Source organism: Oceanicaulis sp. UBA6590 (assembly GCF_002433705.1).
GTDB lineage: Bacteria > Pseudomonadota > Alphaproteobacteria > Caulobacterales > Maricaulaceae > Oceanicaulis.
Genome location: NZ_DJIQ01000034.1, coordinates 53,855 through 70,686, shown reverse-complemented (window position 1 = coordinate 70,686; position 16,832 = coordinate 53,855). Strand labels below are relative to the sequence as shown.

The 16,832-nt window shown below is 63.7% G+C and carries 18 protein-coding genes; 14 read left to right on the top strand and 4 right to left on the bottom strand.

Annotation, left to right across the window (positions count from 1 at the left end; translation table 11 throughout):
- The first annotated feature begins 132 nt into the window (after positions 1-132).
- Both dapA and smpB read left to right on the top strand, forming a co-directional pair.
- Entirely contained in the window at positions 133-1,005 is an 873-nt protein-coding gene (gene dapA, locus B2Z70_RS07440) for a 4-hydroxy-tetrahydrodipicolinate synthase (RefSeq protein ID WP_009800757.1), read from the top strand.
- A complete protein-coding gene (smpB, locus tag B2Z70_RS07435; RefSeq protein WP_009800758.1) occupies positions 1,002-1,472 on the top strand; it encodes an SsrA-binding protein SmpB in 471 nt (156 codons plus the stop codon). The genes dapA and smpB overlap by 4 nt, the downstream gene beginning before the upstream one ends.
- A gap of 12 nt (positions 1,473-1,484) precedes the next feature.
- Here smpB and B2Z70_RS07430 read toward each other — a convergent pair whose 3' ends face one another.
- Positions 1,485-2,147, bottom strand: a complete 663-nt coding sequence (locus tag B2Z70_RS07430) for a uracil-DNA glycosylase (protein WP_292982179.1) — start codon at positions 2,145-2,147, stop codon at positions 1,485-1,487.
- On the bottom strand, positions 2,137-2,709 hold the full coding sequence (locus B2Z70_RS07425; RefSeq protein WP_009800760.1) for a LabA-like NYN domain-containing protein: 573 nt from the start codon (positions 2,707-2,709) through the stop codon (positions 2,137-2,139). Before B2Z70_RS07425 ends, B2Z70_RS07430 begins: the two co-directional genes overlap by 11 nt.
- Before the next feature lie 4 nt (positions 2,710-2,713).
- On the opposite strand from B2Z70_RS07425, the gene folK reads away from it, so the two are divergent.
- The 12 genes from folK to B2Z70_RS07370 all read left to right on the top strand — a co-directional run bounded on the left by folK (position 2,714) and on the right by B2Z70_RS07370 (position 14,115).
- The gene (gene folK / locus B2Z70_RS15455; protein WP_293011636.1) at positions 2,714-3,307 is read left to right on the top strand and encodes a 2-amino-4-hydroxy-6-hydroxymethyldihydropteridine diphosphokinase; all 594 of its coding nucleotides are present in this window, start codon (positions 2,714-2,716) and stop codon (positions 3,305-3,307) included.
- 49 nt (positions 3,308-3,356) lie between these two features.
- A complete protein-coding gene (gene rpoZ / locus B2Z70_RS07420) occupies positions 3,357-3,734 on the top strand; it encodes a DNA-directed RNA polymerase subunit omega (RefSeq protein ID WP_009800762.1) in 378 nt (125 codons plus the stop codon).
- Between the two features lie 5 nt (positions 3,735-3,739).
- Positions 3,740-5,983, top strand: a complete 2,244-nt coding sequence (locus B2Z70_RS07415) for a RelA/SpoT family protein (RefSeq protein WP_292982178.1) — start codon at positions 3,740-3,742, stop codon at positions 5,981-5,983.
- Positions 5,980-6,564, top strand: a complete 585-nt coding sequence (gene pyrE / locus B2Z70_RS07410) for an orotate phosphoribosyltransferase (protein ID WP_292982177.1) — start codon at positions 5,980-5,982, stop codon at positions 6,562-6,564. Before B2Z70_RS07415 ends, pyrE begins: the two co-directional genes overlap by 4 nt.
- The gene (locus B2Z70_RS07405; protein ID WP_292982176.1) at positions 6,564-7,322 is read left to right on the top strand and encodes a pyridoxine 5'-phosphate synthase; all 759 of its coding nucleotides are present in this window, start codon (positions 6,564-6,566) and stop codon (positions 7,320-7,322) included. The genes pyrE and B2Z70_RS07405 overlap by 1 nt, the downstream gene beginning before the upstream one ends.
- Positions 7,319-7,726, top strand: a complete 408-nt coding sequence (acpS, locus tag B2Z70_RS07400; protein WP_009800766.1) for a holo-ACP synthase — start codon at positions 7,319-7,321, stop codon at positions 7,724-7,726. Before B2Z70_RS07405 ends, acpS begins: the two co-directional genes overlap by 4 nt.
- 18 nt (positions 7,727-7,744) lie before the next feature.
- The gene (rnc, locus tag B2Z70_RS07395; RefSeq protein WP_009800767.1) at positions 7,745-8,431 is read left to right on the top strand and encodes a ribonuclease III; all 687 of its coding nucleotides are present in this window, start codon (positions 7,745-7,747) and stop codon (positions 8,429-8,431) included.
- Positions 8,424-9,347, top strand: coding sequence for a GTPase Era (era, locus tag B2Z70_RS07390; protein WP_292982175.1), 924 nt, complete (start codon positions 8,424-8,426; stop codon positions 9,345-9,347). The genes rnc and era overlap by 8 nt, the downstream gene beginning before the upstream one ends.
- Positions 9,347-10,075 carry a DNA repair protein RecO gene (gene recO, locus B2Z70_RS07385; RefSeq protein ID WP_009800769.1) on the top strand — a complete coding sequence of 243 codons (729 nt, stop codon included), beginning with the start codon at positions 9,347-9,349 and terminating at the stop codon, positions 10,073-10,075. Before era ends, recO begins: the two co-directional genes overlap by 1 nt.
- 109 nt (positions 10,076-10,184) lie before the next feature.
- Entirely contained in the window at positions 10,185-12,425 is a 2,241-nt protein-coding gene (parC, locus tag B2Z70_RS07380) for a DNA topoisomerase IV subunit A (RefSeq protein ID WP_292982174.1), read from the top strand.
- Between the two features lie 88 nt (positions 12,426-12,513).
- On the top strand, positions 12,514-13,074 hold the full coding sequence (locus B2Z70_RS07375; protein WP_292982173.1) for a LemA family protein: 561 nt from the start codon (positions 12,514-12,516) through the stop codon (positions 13,072-13,074).
- 27 nt (positions 13,075-13,101) lie between these two features.
- Complete coding sequence (locus tag B2Z70_RS07370; RefSeq protein WP_292982172.1) at positions 13,102-14,115, top strand: M48 family metallopeptidase; 1,014 nt, start codon at positions 13,102-13,104, stop codon at positions 14,113-14,115.
- Between the two features lie 2 nt (positions 14,116-14,117).
- Here B2Z70_RS07370 and B2Z70_RS07365 read toward each other — a convergent pair whose 3' ends face one another.
- Positions 14,118-15,260, bottom strand: a complete 1,143-nt coding sequence (locus B2Z70_RS07365) for an AI-2E family transporter (RefSeq protein WP_292982171.1) — start codon at positions 15,258-15,260, stop codon at positions 14,118-14,120.
- Positions 15,253-16,827: a TRAP transporter large permease gene (locus B2Z70_RS07360; protein ID WP_292982170.1), complete on the bottom strand. Its 1,575-nt coding sequence runs from the start codon at positions 16,825-16,827 to the stop codon at positions 15,253-15,255. The genes B2Z70_RS07365 and B2Z70_RS07360 overlap by 8 nt, the downstream gene beginning before the upstream one ends.
- Between the last annotated feature and the right edge of the window lie 5 nt (positions 16,828-16,832).

The window sequence follows — 16,832 nt, the reverse complement described above, 5'->3', positions numbered from 1 at the left end:
ATTGAGGCCAGATGAGGATCAGGGTGAGGCAAGTGCAAGCGGCTGTCCATGGTTGTCCTCTGCACTTGGCGCAAAACAATGGCGCGCGTATGGTCCGCGCCCGAATTTGAAGTTCCGATGAAGGTTAGCCCCATGTTCAAAGGCTCCATGACAGCGCTGGTCACTCCGTTCAAGAATGGCGCCGTTGACGAGAAGGCCTTCGCTGCCCTGGTCGAGCGCCAGATCGCAGCGGGAACCCATGCGCTCGTACCAGCCGGAACAACCGGTGAAACGCCTGCGCTCACGCTCGAGGAGCGTCTGAGCGTTGTCGAGCTCTGCATAGAGGTGTCGGGCGGCCGCGTTCCCGTGATTGCGGGCACTGGCGTGAACGCCACGGCGGCTTCCATCCAGCTGCAGCAACACGCCAAGGAAAAGGGCGCGGACGCCGGACTGGTCGTGGCCCCGTACTACAACAAACCGTCCCAGGCCGGGATTCTGGCGCATTTCACCGCCATTGCGGACGCCGTCGCCCTGCCCATCTTCGTCTATAACATTCCCGGACGGTCCATCGTCGACATCACGCCTGAAACCATGGCGGAGATGGCGCGCCATCCCAATGTCATCGGGGTCAAGGATGCCACGGGCGACATGTCGCGCGTCACCCGTCATCGCAACCTGATTGGCGACGCCTTCATCCAGCTATCCGGCGATGACGCCACGGCGCTTGGCTATAACGCCCATGGCGGACAGGGCGCCATTTCGGTGACCTCCAATGTCGCGCCGGATCTGTGCGCCCGTTTCCAGAACGCCTGTCTGGACGGTCGCTGGGATGAGGCGAGGATGTTGAACGATCAGCTGCAGCCCCTGCATGAAGCGCTCTTCTCCGCACCGAGCCCGGGGCCCAGCAAATATGCCCTCTCGCTACTGGGATTGTGCGAGGAGGAAGTCCGACTGCCGCTGGTGGAGTGCCCGGATCCGGTGAAGCAAAAAGTGCGCGCGGCGATGGAAGGCTGTGGTCTGCTATGAGCAAGAAGAAAGAGGATGCCGGGTTGGTCGCCGTCAATCGGCGCGCCCGTTTCGACTATGAAATCGAGGAGACTTTCGAGGCCGGCATCCAGCTTGTGGGCACCGAGGTGAAATCCCTGCGCGCAGGCAAGGCCAATATCGCCGAGTCCTATGTCAGCCCGGAAGATGGCGAGGTGTATCTGATCAATTCGGACATTCCGCCCTATGATCATGGCAACCGTTTCAACCACGCGCCGCGCCGTCGCCGGAAGCTCCTTCTGAAGAAGAAGGAAATCAACAAGATCGCGGGGTCTGTCGCCCGCGAAGGACGCACGGTCGTGCCCCTGCGCATGTACTTCAACGAGCGTGGCATCGCCAAGCTCCAGATCGCCCTCGCCAAGGGCAAGAAGACCGTGGACAAGCGCGAAACCAAGAAAGAGCGTGACTGGCAGCGCCAGAAATCGCGCCTGATGAAGACTTTCGGCTAGAGCGTGGGCCGTCTAGCGCGAGTCCACATGGGCGCGGGCGTCGCGGAATACGTCGTGGAACATGGCTTCAGTCAGCCGCCCGGTGTTCGTGTTGTAGCGCGAGCAGTGATAGCTGTCGAACAGCGCCAGAGGCCCGTTCGGCCCGTCCACATCATGGCGCGCGCCATGGGCGAACTTGAAGGCGGACTGTTTATAGCCGAGGGCCTTGAGCGTGTTCTCGTGTGAGACGCGTCCCAGACAGATCAGGGTCGTCAGACGGGGCAGGGCGTCCATGCGTGACGCCAGGAATGGCCGGCAATTGTTCATTTCCGCGCCAATGGGCTTGTTCTGGGGCGGCACGCAGCGCACGGCGTTGGTGATCATGGCGTCCACCAGTCGCAGATCGTCATTCCCGTCCGGATCAAAACGGCCTTTGGAAAAGCCGAATGCCTCAAGCGTCGGGTAGAGAAGATCACCTGCCCAGTCGCCTGTGAACGGCCGCGCCGTGCGGTTGGCGCCGCCGCGGCCGGGCGCGAGCCCGACCACCAGAAGACGCGCCTGCTCATCGCCGAAACTTGGAACGGCGCCGTTGAACCAGTCCGGTTCCGCGGCGACATTCTCAAGGCGATACGCGACAAGGCGGGGGCAGAGCGCGCAATCAGCCGCGGGCTCCGCCGGGATGGTCCTATTCGTCATCGTCGGAATCGGAGTCGTCATAATCGCGCTGACGGCGTTCGCGACCGACCAGCTTGCCCAGATCCTGAAGCTCGATGAAGGTGTCGGCCTGACGACGCAGGTCGTCCGCCGCCATGGGCGGGGAGGATTTCAGCGTCGAGACGACGGAGACCCGCACGCCCTTGCGCTGGACGGCCTCGACCACCTTCTTGAAATCGCCATCGCCAGAGAACAGGACGATGTGATCGAGATAATCCGCAGCTTCCATGACATCGATGGCGAGATCGACATCCATGTCGCCCTTGATGCGACGGCGTCCGGAGTCGTCGGTATATTCCTTGGCCGCCTTCGTGATGACCTTGAATCCGTTATAATCAAGCCAGTCGATCAGGGGGCGGATGGGGGTGTACTCTTCGCTTTCAATCAAAGCGGTGTAGTAGTTGGCGCGAATGAGGCGGCCGCGTTTGCGGAACTCCTCCAGCAAGCGCTTGTAATCGATGTCGAAATCAAGGTTTCGCGCAGCTGAATACAAGTTTGCGCCATCGATGAAGAGTCCGAGCTTCTCGTTCGGGTAGAAGGTCATTTCTATGCCTTTCCAAAAATCACTGAGTGGGAATGAGGCCCGACCGGGCATATTCGTCGCCCTGGGAGCCAATCAACCCTACCGCCGTTGCACGGCCTTTGAAAACCTGCGTCGTGCATTGCAGCTGTTGAGTCACGAAGGCGTTGAGGTCCAGTCATGCTCGCGACCCTGGCGCACGCCGGCCTGGCCGGATCCGGACCAGCCTCCTTTCCTCAACGCGGCGGCCCAGATTGACTGGCCAGAGGATGATCCTGAGCGTCTCCTGCAGATCCTGCACGGTGTGGAAACGGCTTGCGGCCGGGTGCGTTCCACTCCGAATGCGCCCAGAACACTGGATCTGGACCTGATTGACTTCAGGGCAAGCCTCCGCACGCCGGAATCATCTGACGGACTGGTTCTGCCGCACCCGCGCGCAACCGCGCGCGCCTTTGTGCTCTTGCCTCTGCGGGAAATTGCGCCACACTGGCGCTGTCCGGTTTCAGCCGATCCGATCGATCGTCTTATCGGACGGCTCAGCTGGGAGGACCGCAAGGGCTGTCGCCCTGCGGGCGGGGTGTTGCATGCTGCGACGCACAGGTTGAAGCGCGCGTCCAGTTAAGCTATCAGCATTCTTTCAACTCTTACGTATTCAAGGAGCGCCCCCCGGCATGGCTCGCGTTACCGTCGAAGATTGCATTGACAAGGTCGATAACCGGTTCCGTCTGGTTCTTCTGGCCGCGCATCGCGCCCGTAACATCTCCGCCGGCGCGGAGCTGACCCTGGATCGCGACAACGACAAGAACCCGGTCGTCGCCCTGCGTGAGATTGCTGACGAGAAGCTGGACCTTGAGACCCTGGGCGAAAGCCTGGTGTCCGGTCTGCAGCGCGTCATCCCCTCTGACGATGACGAGGGCGGCATCGAGGAACGCGTGCCGCAAACCGAAGCGCCCGCTGCTCCGGCTCTCCCGGCGCCGGAGATGGACGAAACCGCCATGCTCAAGGCGCTGCAGTCTGACCGTGACGGTCCGGCCGACGGCCGACTTTAAGCCTCATGAGTGCGCTGGCGTCTCCGTCTGCGCTCGCTTCCGCCGACGCAATCCCGAGCGCCGACGATCTGGTTGCGCGCGTTCAGGCGTATTACCCTCAGGCTGACGCGGAGCTGATCCGTCGCGCCTACGATTTTGCGCGCGACAGCCATGAGGGTCAGACGCGCCAGTCCGGGCAGCCCTACTATTCCCACGTCGTCGCGGTCGCCATGTTGCTGGCGGAGCTGCGCCTTGACGTGGCGACGGTGTGCACGGGGCTCCTGCACGACACGGTCGAGGACACGCCGGCGACGCTTGAGGACATCGAGCGTCTTTTCGGATCCGATGTGGCCAAGCTGGTCGACGGCGTCACCAAGCTGGGGCAGATGGAGCTCGCCTCCAAGCGCACCAAGCAGGCTGAAAACCTCCAGAAGCTGGTCGTGGCGATCACCCGTGATGTCCGGGTGCTTCTCGTCAAGCTGTGCGACCGCCTGCACAACATGCGTACGCTGCATTATGTGCCCAAGCCGGAAAAGCGTGAGCGCATCGCGCTGGAGACCCTTGAAATCTATGCGCCCCTTGCGCGACGCATTGGTGTGAACCGGGTCTGCGTCGAGCTCGAGAACCTGTCCTTCAAGAACGTCAATCCGGCCGCCTATGAGTCTGTCACCCGCCGCCTGACCGAATTGCGCGAAACCCGCGCGGATGCTGTGGCCATCGTGTCCTCGACGCTGTCAGAGCGACTGACCGAGGCGGGCATCGAATGCCGCGTCTTCGGCCGTGAGAAACGGCCCTATTCGATCTGGCGAAAGCTTGAGAAGAAGGGCGTCTCCTTCGACGATATCGCCGACATCTACGCCTTCCGGATCCTCACCGAGACCCCGGAAGACTGTTACGCCGCTCTCGGCGTGGTGCACCGGACCTGGCGCTGCGTGCCCGAGCGTTTCCACGATTACATCTCCACGCCCAAACCCAACAATTACCGCTCGCTGCACACCACGATCATCGGGCCGGGCAATATTCGCGTCGAGCTTCAGATCCGCACCGAGGAGATGGAGCGTGTCGCTGATACGGGCGTTGCGGCGCACTGGCGCTACAAGACCGAAAACGGCTATGCCTATGATCCCAAGGCGGCGCGCGAGGCGGGCGGCGATCCGCTGGATCGCCTGCGTCCCTTCGTCGAGATCCTGGAGCAGGGCGGGGACCCGGATGAATTTCTCGAGCACGCCAAGCTCGAGATGTTTTCCGACCAAGTCTATTGCTTCACGCCCAAGGGCCGCCTGATCGCGCTGCCGAGCGGAGCGACCCCGCTCGATTTCGCCTTCGCCGTGCATACCGAGCTCGGCTACACCGCCATCGGCGCCCGCATCAATGGTCGCGAACGCCCGCTGCGCCAGCGCCTGTCCAATGGCGATGTGGTGGAGATCGTCAAAGGGGGCGAGCGCCAGCCGCCTGCGGGCTGGGAGGAGGTGGCCGTTACAGGGCGCGCCCGCGCCGCCATCCGCAAGCTGATCCGCGAGTCCGAGAGCGAGGAGTTCGCTCGTATCGGACGGGTCATCGCCGAGCACGCCTTCGCCCGTGAAGGCAAGGAATTCCGCGAGAACGCCCTGGGCGACGCCCTGAAGCGGCTGGAGCTTGAAACGCCGGAGGCCCTGCTGATCGCTTTGGGGCGCGGCACTGTCAGTTCATCGGAAATGCTCGACGCGGTCTTCCCAGGCCAGCGCGAGCATCGCGGCGACAGCGTTTCGGATCGCGAACTGATCGAGGACGAGAAGGGCGCCCTGTTTGTCCATGGCCGCGGCTTGACGCCGGGCGTGTCCCTGCATTTCGCCGAATGCTGCTCCCCCATGCCGGGAGACCGGATTGTGGGCGTGTTGCAGCCGGGCCGCGGCGTGCAGGTGCATGTGATTGATTGCGAGCGTCTGGCCGCCTGGGAAGATGAGGCCAGTCTTGCCAACTGGATCGATCTCAAATGGACGCCGGAGGCGGATACGCGCGGCGTCTCGGTGGGGCGGATCCACGCCACGGTCCGCAACGAGCCGGGCGTGCTGGCGGAGATCGCCGGCGTTGTGGGCGACGCGCGCGGCAATATCACGGATGTGAAGACGCTGACCCGCACGCGAGATTTCTTCGAGATGGCGTTTGACGTCGAGGTCTTTGACGCGCGCCACCTGAACAATATCGTATCGGCGCTGAAGACCAGCGACCGTGTCGTCTCGGCCGAGCGTGCGCGCCTGTCCGAAGACCCTGCCTTAAAGGAGACCGCATGACCACCGAGGACGTGCTGGCGGAGTTCAAGGAGGCGGGCGCCCTTCTTGAAGGTCATTTCATTCTCTCGTCCGGGCTGCGCAGTCCGGTCTTTTTGCAAAAGGCCCTGGTGTTTCGCGATGCGGCGCGAACCGAACGCCTGTGCAAGGCGCTGGCCGAGGCGTTGAAGGCGGCAGGTCATGGCCCGTTCACCGCTATCGTCTCGCCCGCCATGGGCGGGATCATCCCGGGCTATGAAACCAGCCGTCACATGGCGTTGCCCTTCATGTTCGTCGAACGCGAAAATGGCGAATTCGCCCTGCGTCGCGGCTTTGAGCTCACGGCGGCGGATCGGGTGTTGGTGATCGAGGATATTGTCACCACCGGGCTCAGCTCGCGCGAATGCATCACCGCCATCGAGAAATCGGGCGCCAAGGTTGTCGCTGAAGGCTGTCTCGTGGACCGTTCGGGCGGCAAGGCCGATGTGGGCGTGCCTCTGGTGGCGCTCGCAACCGTGAACTTCCCGGCCTATCCCGCAGACGATCTGCCTGAAGAGCTGGAACGGATACCGGCCATCAAGCCGGGCAGCCGGGGACTGGCCTGATGAGCGCGCCGCGCCAGCGACTGGGACTGAATATCGACCATGTGGCGACCATCAGGAACGCCCGCGGCGGTCTGCATCCCGACCCCGCACGCGCGGCGGCCATGGCCCAGGCGGCCGGCGCCGACGGTCTGACAATCCATTTGCGCGAAGACCGGCGGCATATCCAGGACGCGGATCTTCAGCAGGTGCGACAAGCCTCTGATTTGCCCATCAATCTTGAAATGGCGGCGACTGAAGAGATGACCGCGATTGCGGTCGGCTTCAAGCCACATGCGGCCTGCATCGTTCCTGAAAAGCGGGAAGAGCGGACCACGGAAGGCGGACTCGATGTCGCCGGTCTGCATCACCAGATCGCGCCCGTGGTCCGCCAGCTCTCAGACGCAGGCTGCCGGGTCTCTCTCTTCATCGAACCCGACCCGGTGCAGATCGCTGTGGCGGAAGTTCTTGGCGCGCCGGTGGTGGAGCTGCATACGGGCCGCTATGCCGAGCTCTGGCTCGAAGGCGGTCAGGATGCCGCGGCGGCAGAGCTTGAGCGCATCCGGATGGCGGCCGTCGAGGCGCGCAAGCGGGGGCTGGAGCCTCATGCCGGGCACGGTCTGACGTTTGACAATGTGAAACCGGTCGCAGCCATTGCCGAGATCGCCGAGCTCAATATTGGCCATTTCCTGATCGGCGAGGCGATCTTCACCGGACTCGACGCGGCCGTGAAGCGCATGCGCGCGCTGATGGACGAGGCGCGCGCGGAGAGCGCCCTGTGATTCTGGGCGTCGGATCCGACCTGACCGATATTCGCCGGATCGAGCGTGCGATCGAGCGGTTCGGCGCGCGGTTTCTCGATCGGATCTATACCAGGGCCGAGCAGGCCCGCGCGGAAGGGCGTCCGGGCCGGATCAACACCTACGCCAAGCGGTTCGCCGCCAAGGAAGCCTGCGCAAAGGCCATTGGGGGCGGTCTGTGGCGCGGGGTCAGCTTCACCGATATCGAGGTGCTGAACCTGAAGGGCGGCAGACCGGTGATCACCCTGACCGGTGAAGCGCAGGCCCAGCTGGCGGCGCGCATCCCGCAAGACCGCGCCGCCCGGTTTCACCTGACCATGAGTGATGAGCCGCCCTATGCGCAGGCCTTTGTGGTGATTGAAGCGGTTGACCCGGGGCCGGCTTGAGAGAATGAAGCCCGTATCATGAGTGATCGGATCAAAGATTTTGAAGCGCGCATCAACTACCGGTTCAAGGACCGGGAGCTTCTCGAGCGTGCGCTGACCCATGCCTCGCACGGCGATGGCCGCTCTCGGGCGGCCTCCAACGAGCGTCTTGAGTTTCTCGGAGACCGCGTGCTGGGGCTGATGGCGAGCCAGCGCCTGTATGAGACCTTTCCCAACCTCGAAGAGGGTGGTCTCGCCCAGCGTCTCAATGCGGTCGTCAATAAGTCCGCCTGCGCACGCGCCGCACGGCGCTGCGATCTGGGCGAAGGGCTTCGGCTGTCCGCTGCCGAGGAACGCCTGGGCGGACGCGAGAAGGAATCCATCATCGCCGATGCGTGTGAAGCGGTGATCGGGGCGTTGTATCTTGATGGCGGGCTGGACGCCGCCTGGGCGTTCTTCACGACCTTCTGGGCGGATGAGATTGACCAGCTGACCCGCCGCCCCAAGGACGCCAAGTCCCAGCTTCAGGAATGGGCGGCGCAAAAAGGCTATGGCGTGCCGGTCTATGAGACTGTGGCGCGCAAGGGGCCGGACCATCGTCCGGTCTTTGAAATTGAAGTCCGGCTCGACGGCGTCGCGCCGGCGCGCGGCGAGGGCGGGTCCAAACAGGACGCCCAACGCGCCGCGGCCTCGGAAATGCTCAAACGGGAGGCCGCAGATGGCTGATCAGAATGCGACGCGCGCCGGCTTTGTCGCCATCATTGGCGCGCCGAACGCCGGAAAATCCACCCTTGTGAACGCGCTGGTGGGCCGCAAGGTCTCCATCGTCACCCCCAAGGTCCAGACCACGCGCTTCCAGGTGCGCGGCGTGATGATGCACGGCTCCGCCCAGCTGGTGCTTGTGGACACGCCCGGCGTGTTCGCGCCGCGTCGGCGTCTGGATCGCGCCATGGTGGCCAGCGCCTGGGAAGGCGCGGATGATGCGGACGCGATTGTCCATGTGGTCGACGCGGCCGCCCAGCTGAGCCAGGCGCGCCGCACCGTCGAGGATGTGGAGCGTGTGATCGACGGCCTCAAAGCGCATGAGCTGAAGGCCGTTCTGGTGCTCAACAAGATCGACCTGATCAAACGCGAAGAGCTTCTTGATTTATCGCAAAAACTCTTTGAAACAGGTGTTTACAGCGATGTCTTCATGATCAGCGCAAGCAATGGCGACCGCATCAAGGACCTGGCGGACTTCCTCGTCACCCTGATGCCGGAAAGCCCGTACCTCTATCCCGAGGACCAGATTGCAGACTTGTCCGAGCGCATGCTGGCCGCTGAAGTCACACGCGAAAAGCTCTATCTGCGCGTTCATGACGAGCTGCCCTACGGGCTGACAGTGGAGACCGACAGCTGGAAGGACAACAAGGACGGCTCGGTCCGGATCGAGCAGACCGTTTATGTCGAGCGCGAAGGCCACAAACCGATCATTCTGGGCAAGGGCGGACAGACCATCAAATGGGTCTCCACCGCCGCGCGCACCGATCTTGAAGAGCAGCTTGATCGCAAGGTGCACCTCTTCCTGTTCGTGAAGGTGCGCCCGAACTGGGGCGATGAGCGCGCCCGCTTCAACGCGCTCGGGCTCGATTTCGACGCCTGATGGAATGGACCGCCTCAGGCCGGATCGTCGCCGTGCGCCCCCATGGGGAGACGAGCGCGGTGATCGAGGTGCTGACGGCGGAGCATGGCCGTCATGCCGGTCTGGTGCGCGGCGGTCGGTCCAAGGCGATGCGGCCCATATTGCAGCCGGGCAATCGCATCCGCGCGGTCTGGCGCGCCCGACTCGAAAGCCATCTGGGCGGGTTTGCGGTCGAGGCTGAAGACCTTTCCGCCGGCGTTCTCATGGAAGACCCGCTGGCGCTTTCAGGGCTGAACGCCGCCTGCGCCATGGCCTCGATCTGCCTGCCCGAACGTGAAGAGCACCCGGCCGTCGCCGACGCGTTTGAAGTGCTGATCAGCGCGCTGGAAGACCCTGATCTCTGGCCTGCGCTCTATGTGCGATGGGAGGCCGGGCTTCTGGCGGATCTGGGATATGGCCTCGATCTGCGGCGTTGCGCGGCGACAGGCGTTGAGACCGGGCTGGTCTATGTCAGCCCCAAATCCGGGCGGGCGGTCAGCGCCGAGGCGGGCGAGCCCTACAGGGACCGCATGCTGGCGCTGCCGGGCTTCATGAAGGGCGGCGGGCAGGTGTCCGAGGGCGATGTGGGGGCAGGGCTGAAACTGACCGCCCATTTCATCGAACGCCGCGTGCTCTGGCCCGCTGATCGCATGCTGCCGGACGCCCGCACGCGGATGATCGAACGGCTAGAGGCTGTCGGGCGGCTTTGAGTCCGAAGCAACAACTGTTGAAAAGCCTGCGTCCTGACCTGCCCTGACAGGGCGATCCGCTCCATACTGGGGTGTGATCGAATCACTTGGATGACCTGAGGGGATCTGGATGGGCGAGCAATTTCCCGGCGATGGCGGCCGTATCTTCGATGAGAGCTTCAATGACGCGCTCTCCTCGCGCTATCTCGCCTATGCGCTCTCCACCATCACCCAGCGGGCCTTGCCCGATGCGCGCGACGGTCTGAAGCCGGTTCACCGCCGTCTTCTCTACGCCATGCGGCTTCTCAAGCTGTCGCCCGACACCGCCTTCAAGAAATGCGCCCGCGTGGTCGGCGACGTTATCGGCCGGTTCCATCCCCATGGCGATCAGGCGGTGTATGAGGCGCTGGTGCGTCTGGCGCAGGATTTCGCCTCGCGCTATCCGCTGGTCGAAGGTCAGGGCAATTTCGGCAATGTGGACGGCGATGGCGCCGCGGCCATGCGATACACCGAAGCGCGTCTGACCGAAGCCGCGATCCTCATCCTGCAGGATTATGACGAAGGCACGGTCGATTTTCGCGAGACCTATGACGGCGAGGACAAGGAGCCGCTGGTCCTGCCTGCGGCCTTCCCGAACCTGCTCGCGAATGGTTCCGCCGGCATCGCGGTGGGCATGGCGACCAATATCCCGCCTCACAACGCCGCAGAGCTGTGTGACGCCGCCCGTCATCTGATCAAGACGCCGGGCGCCGCCACCGAGACCCTTCTGAACTATGTGCAGGGCCCGGATTTCCCCACGGGCGGGGTGTGCGTGGAGACGCGCGAGAACATCCTCGAGGCCTATGAAACAGGCCGGGGCGGCTTCCGCCTGCGCGCCCGCTGGGAGGTCGAGGAGCTTGGCCGCGGCCAGTGGCAGATCGTCGTCACCGAGATTCCGTATCTCGTGCAGAAGGCCAAGCTGATCGAGCGCATCGCCGCGCTTCTGGACCAGAAGAAACTGCCGCTGCTCGCCGATGTCATGGATGAGAGCGCCGAGGATGTGCGCCTGATCCTGGAGCCCAAATCGCGCACGATTGATCCCGCGCTCCTGATGGAGTCCGTGTTCAAGCTCACTGATCTCGAGGTCCGCTTTGCGCTGAACCTGAACGTGCTGGACCCCACAGGCGCGCCGCGCGTGGTGGGTCTGAAGGAGGCGCTGCAGATCTGGCTCGACCACCGCCGGGTTGTGGTGGTGCGCCGCGCGACGACGCGCCTTGAGCATGTGGAAGACCGGTTGGAAGTCCTGTCGGGCTTCATGGTCGCCTATCTCAATCTCGATGAGGTCATCCGGATCATCCGGTTCGAGGATCATCCCAAGGATGAACTGATCAAGACCTTCTCCCTGACCGACCGTCAGGCCGAGGCCATCCTCAACATGCGTCTGCGCAGCTTGCGCAAGCTCGAGGAAATGGAAATCCGTGACGAGCAGTCCCGTCTGGAAGGCGAGCGCGACGAGCTCAATGCGCTGATTGCCGATGAAAGCCTGCAGTGGAAGAAGGTCGACAGCGAAGTCGCGGACGTGAAGAAGCGCTTCGGCCCGAACACCGAGCTGGGCAAGCGCCGCACGACCTTTGCAGACGCCCCGGCGGCCGACCTCGCCGACATGGTCGAGGAAGCGCTGATCCCGCGCGAGCCGATCACCATTGTGCTGTCGCGCATGGGCTGGGTGCGCGCGCTCAAGGGCCATACCGATGACGTCACGGGCATCAAGCACAAGGATGGCGACGAAACCGCCTTCTCGCTAAAGGCCGAGACGACCGACAAGATCCTGATGCTCACCACCGATGGCCGGGTCTATACGCTGGACGCCTCCAAGCTTCCCGGCGGGCGCGGTTTTGGCGAGCCGGTACGTCTGTTGATCGACATGGATGAGAGCGCCGAGCCGGTCGCGCTGTTCAAATACTCGCCTGATCGCAAGCTGCTGCTGGCCTCCACCTCCGGGCATGGTTTTGTGGTGGCGGAGAAGGAACTGCCCGCCATCAAGCGCGCGGGCCGGCAGGTGCTCAACGTTATCGCCGGGCACAAGGCCATGATGGCCCTGCCCATGACGGGCGACCGCATTGCGGTGCTGGGCGAGAACAAGAAGCTTCTGGTCTTCGCCGCTGACGAGATCCCTGAAATGGTGCGCGGCAAGGGCGTGCGCCTTCTGGGCGGAAAGGCGGGCGAGGTCGCCGACATCACCGTGTTCAATGCCGAAGAGGGCCTTGTGCGGGTCGATCCGGCGGGCCGTCGCCATCTTGTGGAAGACTGGCGCTATTACGAAGGCAAGCGCGCCCAGGCCGGCAAGCTCGCCCCCCGCGGCTTCTCATCAAAGAGCTTTGGCGGACGTTAGGGCTTTTACCGAACCATAACTTGGCCTTCTCCCCCAATCGGAGTAAGGCTTTGATGGGTTTCCCCTCAGCGCCATCAAGGAGCGTTACATGGAATTGCTGATTGTTTTCGGTGTGATCGTCCTGATCGGCCTGTTCGTGATGATGATCTACAACCGGCTGGTGGCGCTGCGTCAGACGACGCGCCAGGCCTGGGGCGATATCGATGTGCAGCTCAAGCAGCGGCACGATCTGGTTCCGAACCTTGTCGAGACCGTCAAGGGCTATGCCGGTCACGAGAAAGAGACGCTGGAAAGCGTCGTGAAGGCCCGCCAGCAGGCGGTGGACGCCAGTTCGGTCAAGGACCTGGCCCAGGCCGAGAACGTGCTGTCCGGCGCGCTGCGTCAGCTCTTCGCGCTGTCTGAAAGCTATCCGGATCTGAAGGCGAACCAGAACTTCCTGTCGCTGCAGAACGAGCTCGCCGATCTTGAGAACAAGATCGCCGCCGCGCGCCGCTTCTTCAACAATGCGGTCAGCGAATACAACACGGCGCGCGAGCAGTTCCCGGCGGTGATCCTGGCGAACTCATTCGGCTTCAACGAGGCGGACTTCTTTGAAGTCGCCGCCAATGAACGCGCGGCGGTCAACGCTGCGCCGTCGGTGAAGTTCTAGGGCGATGCGCAGGTCTGAGGGAGGCGCATGATGATCGCCGCCACGGGCCTGCGCACCCATATCTGGAACAACAACCTCAAATCCATCCTGCTGCTGGCCGGATTTCCGGTTCTGGTCCTGGCGCTCGTCTTCGCGGCGGCGCTGATCCTGGTCGAGCCGGGCGCGCCCACGGTCAAGGGCGGCGCGGGCGAGGACGTGATGCTGGCGGCGCTCGACTGGACGCTCAGCGCCTTTCCCTTTGTGGTGATCGGGGTGGCGATCTGGTTCGCCATCGCCTGGTTCAGTCATCAGGCGATTATCGACGCCTCGACCGGGGCGAGGAAAGTCAGTCGCACCGACGCGCCCGAGCTTTACAACCTTCTTGAGAACCTCACGATTTCGCGCGGCATGCCGATGCCGTCGCTGCGCGTTATCGAGACCGATGCGCTGAACGCCTATGCGTCCGGCCTGAGCGAGAAGAAAGCCGTGATCACCGTCACGCGCGGCCTGATGGAGCGGCTGGATCGCGATGAGCTCGAAGCGGTGCTGGCCCATGAGTTGAGCCATGTGATCAACCGTGATGTGCGCCTGCTGGTCATAGCGGTGATCTTTGTCGGCATCATCTCCTTCACCGTGGAGATCGCCGCTCGCAGCGTGTTCTACGGCTCCCTGTCGCGCGCCGGGGGCGGCAGACGCGGCCGGTCCGGCAATGCGGGCGTCATTCTGCTGGTGGCGGGCCTGATCGTGGCGTTGGCGTATGGCCTCGCCATCGTCATCCGTTTCGCGCTTTCCCGTTCTCGCGAATACATGGCGGACGCAGGCGCGGTGGAGCTGACGAAAAACCCGGACGCCATGATTTCGGCCTTGGAGAAAATCTCCGGCCATAGCGAGATCAAGGACGCGCCCAAGGAGGTGCGTCAGATGTTCATCGACAATGAGACCCAGGCGAGTTTCGCGGGCCTCTTCGCCACGCACCCGCCCATCGAGAAACGCATCGAGGCGCTGGTCGACTATGCGGGCGGTCATCGACGGGTGCGCGAGACCTCGATCCCTGAAATCTGAGCCTAGTCCCTCAGCTCTTCGGGATGGTCCTCGCTGAGCAAGAGCGCATAGGACTGGGCGTAGAGATACCAGATCGAGGAGAAGAGGGCGGCGATCATCGGTCCGACAATGATCCCCACCGCGCCAAACAGCGTCAGCCCGCCCAGCGTGGAGATCAGGATCATCAGGTCCGGCAGCTTTGCGTCCTGACCCACGAGGCGCGGGCGCAGCAGATTGTCGATCAGACCCACCACCAGCGCGCCCCAGGCGATCAGAAGGCCGCCGGCGACATAATGACCGCTGGCGATCAGCCAGATGCCCGCCGGTCCCCAGACCAGAGGCGGTCCTATGCCCGGAATGACCGACAGCACGGTCGTCACGGTCGCCCAGAACAGCGCGCCGGGCACGCCGGCGAGCGCGAGCGCGATGCCTGTCAGCACGCCCTGGATGATGGCGATGACGAACGTGCCCTTCACCGTGGCGCGAATGGTCGACATGGCGCGCTCGACCAGCAGATCGCGATCCTCTCGCGGCATGGGCATCAGCTTGAGGCCGTGCTCGGCCAGCGACGGCCCACGCGTGAGAAAGAAGAACAGCGCGAACAGCATCACCACCAGATCGAGAAACGCTCCGAAGGTTCCCGATGTGGCCTTGCGCAAACCGTCCACCAGCCAGCCGCCGGCATTGGAGGCGAATTGTGCAGCCTGATTGGTGATGTCCTGTTGGTAAGGGGCGAGACTTTCACGGAAGGGCAGCCAGTCGGGCAGGGCCTCGATGTCGCCTTCGCGGATGAGCCGGATCTGTTCTTGCAGCCAGGGCGCGACCGTGCCGGTCACCTGCACGGCCTGATCGGCCACGAGCGCGAGGATGGCGGTCAGCGGGATCAGGACGACGAAGACGGCCAGAACCAACACAAGGCCCGCGGCTGCAGATGAAGAGCCGAAGGTGATGGGTTTGAGGAAACGATGCACGGGGTTGAGGAACATCGCAAAGACCGCCGCCATGAAAAGCGGGCTGAGAAAGCCGCGGATCATCCAGATGAAGATGACCGAGACGCCCAGCGCCAGCAGCACGATGAAGACCCGCTGCAGCGCCTGCCGGTCCGACATCAGGGCGGACAGATTGCTGTCTCCAGAGGATGAGTCCGTCTCTGTGTCGTCAGTCATAAAGCAGTCCAGGCAGCGCTGTCGCGAGCCAGGGCAGAGCCGCCACGGTCGCGATCATCAGAAGCTGGATTATGACGAAAGGCGCCGCGCCCCGATAGATCGCGGCTGAAGTCACTTCCGGCGGCGCGACGCCGCGCAGATAGAACAGCGCAAAGCCGAAGGGCGGGGTCAGGAAGCTGGTCTGAAGATTGAGCGCCATCATCACGCCGAGCCAGACCGGATCCACGCCCATCATGAACAGGACGGGCGCAACGATCGGCACCACGACGAATGTGATCTCGATGAAGTCGAGGAAGAAGCCCAGCAGGAACATCACCACCATGACCACGATGAGCGCGCCGGTCGCGCCGCCGGGCGCGGCCTCGAGCGCCGCGCGGACGGTGTGGTCTCCGCCGAGCTCTCGGAAGACGAGCGCGAACAGGCTCGCCCCGATCAGGATGACGAACACCATGGCCGAGATTTGCGCGGTGGACCGCATGACAGCGTCGAGCACGCCGGTTCGGAACAACCGGATGCAGGCGAAGAGCACGCCGAGAATGGCGAGCGCGGAGAGGGCGTAGGCCACGCCGGTCTGAAGCACCGTCGCGCCTGCCCGCAGATCAAAAAGCAAGGGTGAGAGCAACAGGGCGAAGAGGGCGATGGCGCTGAGAAGGATCAGGCGCTGGCCAAAGACGGGATTGCGCGTCGCGCCGCTATTGCGATAGCCCGCGAGAAGTATCGCGCCCAGAGCGCCCACGCCTGCCGCCTCGGTCGGGGTGGCGAGACCGCCCAAGATCGAGCCCAGCACCGCGATGATCAGGATGAGCGGCGGGACGAGCGCCTGCAGCAGCTTGCCCCAGTCCGCGTGCATCTCCTCTTTCGGAATGGCGGGCGAGGCGGACGGGCGAAGGATCGCGACGCCGACCTGATAGAGCACATAGACCACCACCAGCAGCAAACCCGGGATCAAAGCCCCTGCGAAGAGATCGCCCACAGAGACGATGTCGGGCGAGAAGATGCCCTGGGCGCGCTGCGCCTCGGCATAGGCGGATGAGAGTTGATCGCCCAGCAGCACCAGAACGATGGAGGGCGGAATGATCTGGCCGAGCGTGCCGGCCGCGGCGATCGAGCCCGCCGCCAGTGAGGGCGAATAGCCGCGCTTGAGCATGGTGGGCAGGGACAGAAGGCCCATGGTCACCACCGTGGCGCCGACAATGCCGGTGGAGGCGGCGAGCAGTGCGCCCACAATCACGACAGAGATCCCCAGTCCGCCGCGTAGCGAGCCGAAGAGCGAGCCCATGGCGTCGAGCAATTGTTCGGCGATGCGGGATTTTTCCAGCATCACTCCCATGAACACGAAGAGCGGCACGGCCACGAGAATGGCTTTGTCCATCTCCATGATGTTGCCGTAGATGCGCTGCGGGAAGGCGCGCAGATGGAAGGGGTCAAAGAGCCCCAGCGCCAGTCCGATGAGGGCGAAGGCAAGCCCGACGCCCGCCAGCGTGAACGCCACGGGAAAGCCGCGCAGCAAGGCCACAAACGCTGCAACGAACATGGCGAAGGGCAGAAGAGAGATAATCAAGTCCATGGATT

What these genes read in the sequence shown, in the direction of transcription:
- dapA (WP_009800757.1), top strand. Translation starts at nt 133, where the DNA reads ATGTTCAAAGGCTCCATGACAGCGCTGGTCACTCCGTTCAAGAATGGC.
- folK (WP_293011636.1), top strand. Translation starts at nt 2,714, where the DNA reads ATGCCTTTCCAAAAATCACTGAGTGGGAATGAGGCCCGACCGGGCATA.
- B2Z70_RS07430 (WP_292982179.1), bottom strand. Translation starts at nt 2,147, where the DNA reads ATGACGAATAGGACCATCCCGGCGGAGCCCGCGGCTGATTGCGCGCTC.
- parC (WP_292982174.1), top strand. Translation starts at nt 10,185, where the DNA reads ATGGGCGAGCAATTTCCCGGCGATGGCGGCCGTATCTTCGATGAGAGC.
- B2Z70_RS07425 (WP_009800760.1), bottom strand. Translation starts at nt 2,709, where the DNA reads ATGACCTTCTACCCGAACGAGAAGCTCGGACTCTTCATCGATGGCGCA.
- recO (WP_009800769.1), top strand. Translation starts at nt 9,347, where the DNA reads ATGGAATGGACCGCCTCAGGCCGGATCGTCGCCGTGCGCCCCCATGGG.
- B2Z70_RS07360 (WP_292982170.1), bottom strand. Translation starts at nt 16,827, where the DNA reads ATGGACTTGATTATCTCTCTTCTGCCCTTCGCCATGTTCGTTGCAGCG.
- B2Z70_RS07405 (WP_292982176.1), top strand. Translation starts at nt 6,564, where the DNA reads ATGAGCGCGCCGCGCCAGCGACTGGGACTGAATATCGACCATGTGGCG.
- B2Z70_RS07415 (WP_292982178.1), top strand. Translation starts at nt 3,740, where the DNA reads ATGAGTGCGCTGGCGTCTCCGTCTGCGCTCGCTTCCGCCGACGCAATC.
- B2Z70_RS07375 (WP_292982173.1), top strand. Translation starts at nt 12,514, where the DNA reads ATGGAATTGCTGATTGTTTTCGGTGTGATCGTCCTGATCGGCCTGTTC.
- B2Z70_RS07370 (WP_292982172.1), top strand. Translation starts at nt 13,102, where the DNA reads ATGATGATCGCCGCCACGGGCCTGCGCACCCATATCTGGAACAACAAC.
- rnc (WP_009800767.1), top strand. Translation starts at nt 7,745, where the DNA reads ATGAGTGATCGGATCAAAGATTTTGAAGCGCGCATCAACTACCGGTTC.
- era (WP_292982175.1), top strand. Translation starts at nt 8,424, where the DNA reads ATGGCTGATCAGAATGCGACGCGCGCCGGCTTTGTCGCCATCATTGGC.
- pyrE (WP_292982177.1), top strand. Translation starts at nt 5,980, where the DNA reads ATGACCACCGAGGACGTGCTGGCGGAGTTCAAGGAGGCGGGCGCCCTT.
- smpB (WP_009800758.1), top strand. Translation starts at nt 1,002, where the DNA reads ATGAGCAAGAAGAAAGAGGATGCCGGGTTGGTCGCCGTCAATCGGCGC.
- B2Z70_RS07365 (WP_292982171.1), bottom strand. Translation starts at nt 15,260, where the DNA reads ATGACTGACGACACAGAGACGGACTCATCCTCTGGAGACAGCAATCTG.
- rpoZ (WP_009800762.1), top strand. Translation starts at nt 3,357, where the DNA reads ATGGCTCGCGTTACCGTCGAAGATTGCATTGACAAGGTCGATAACCGG.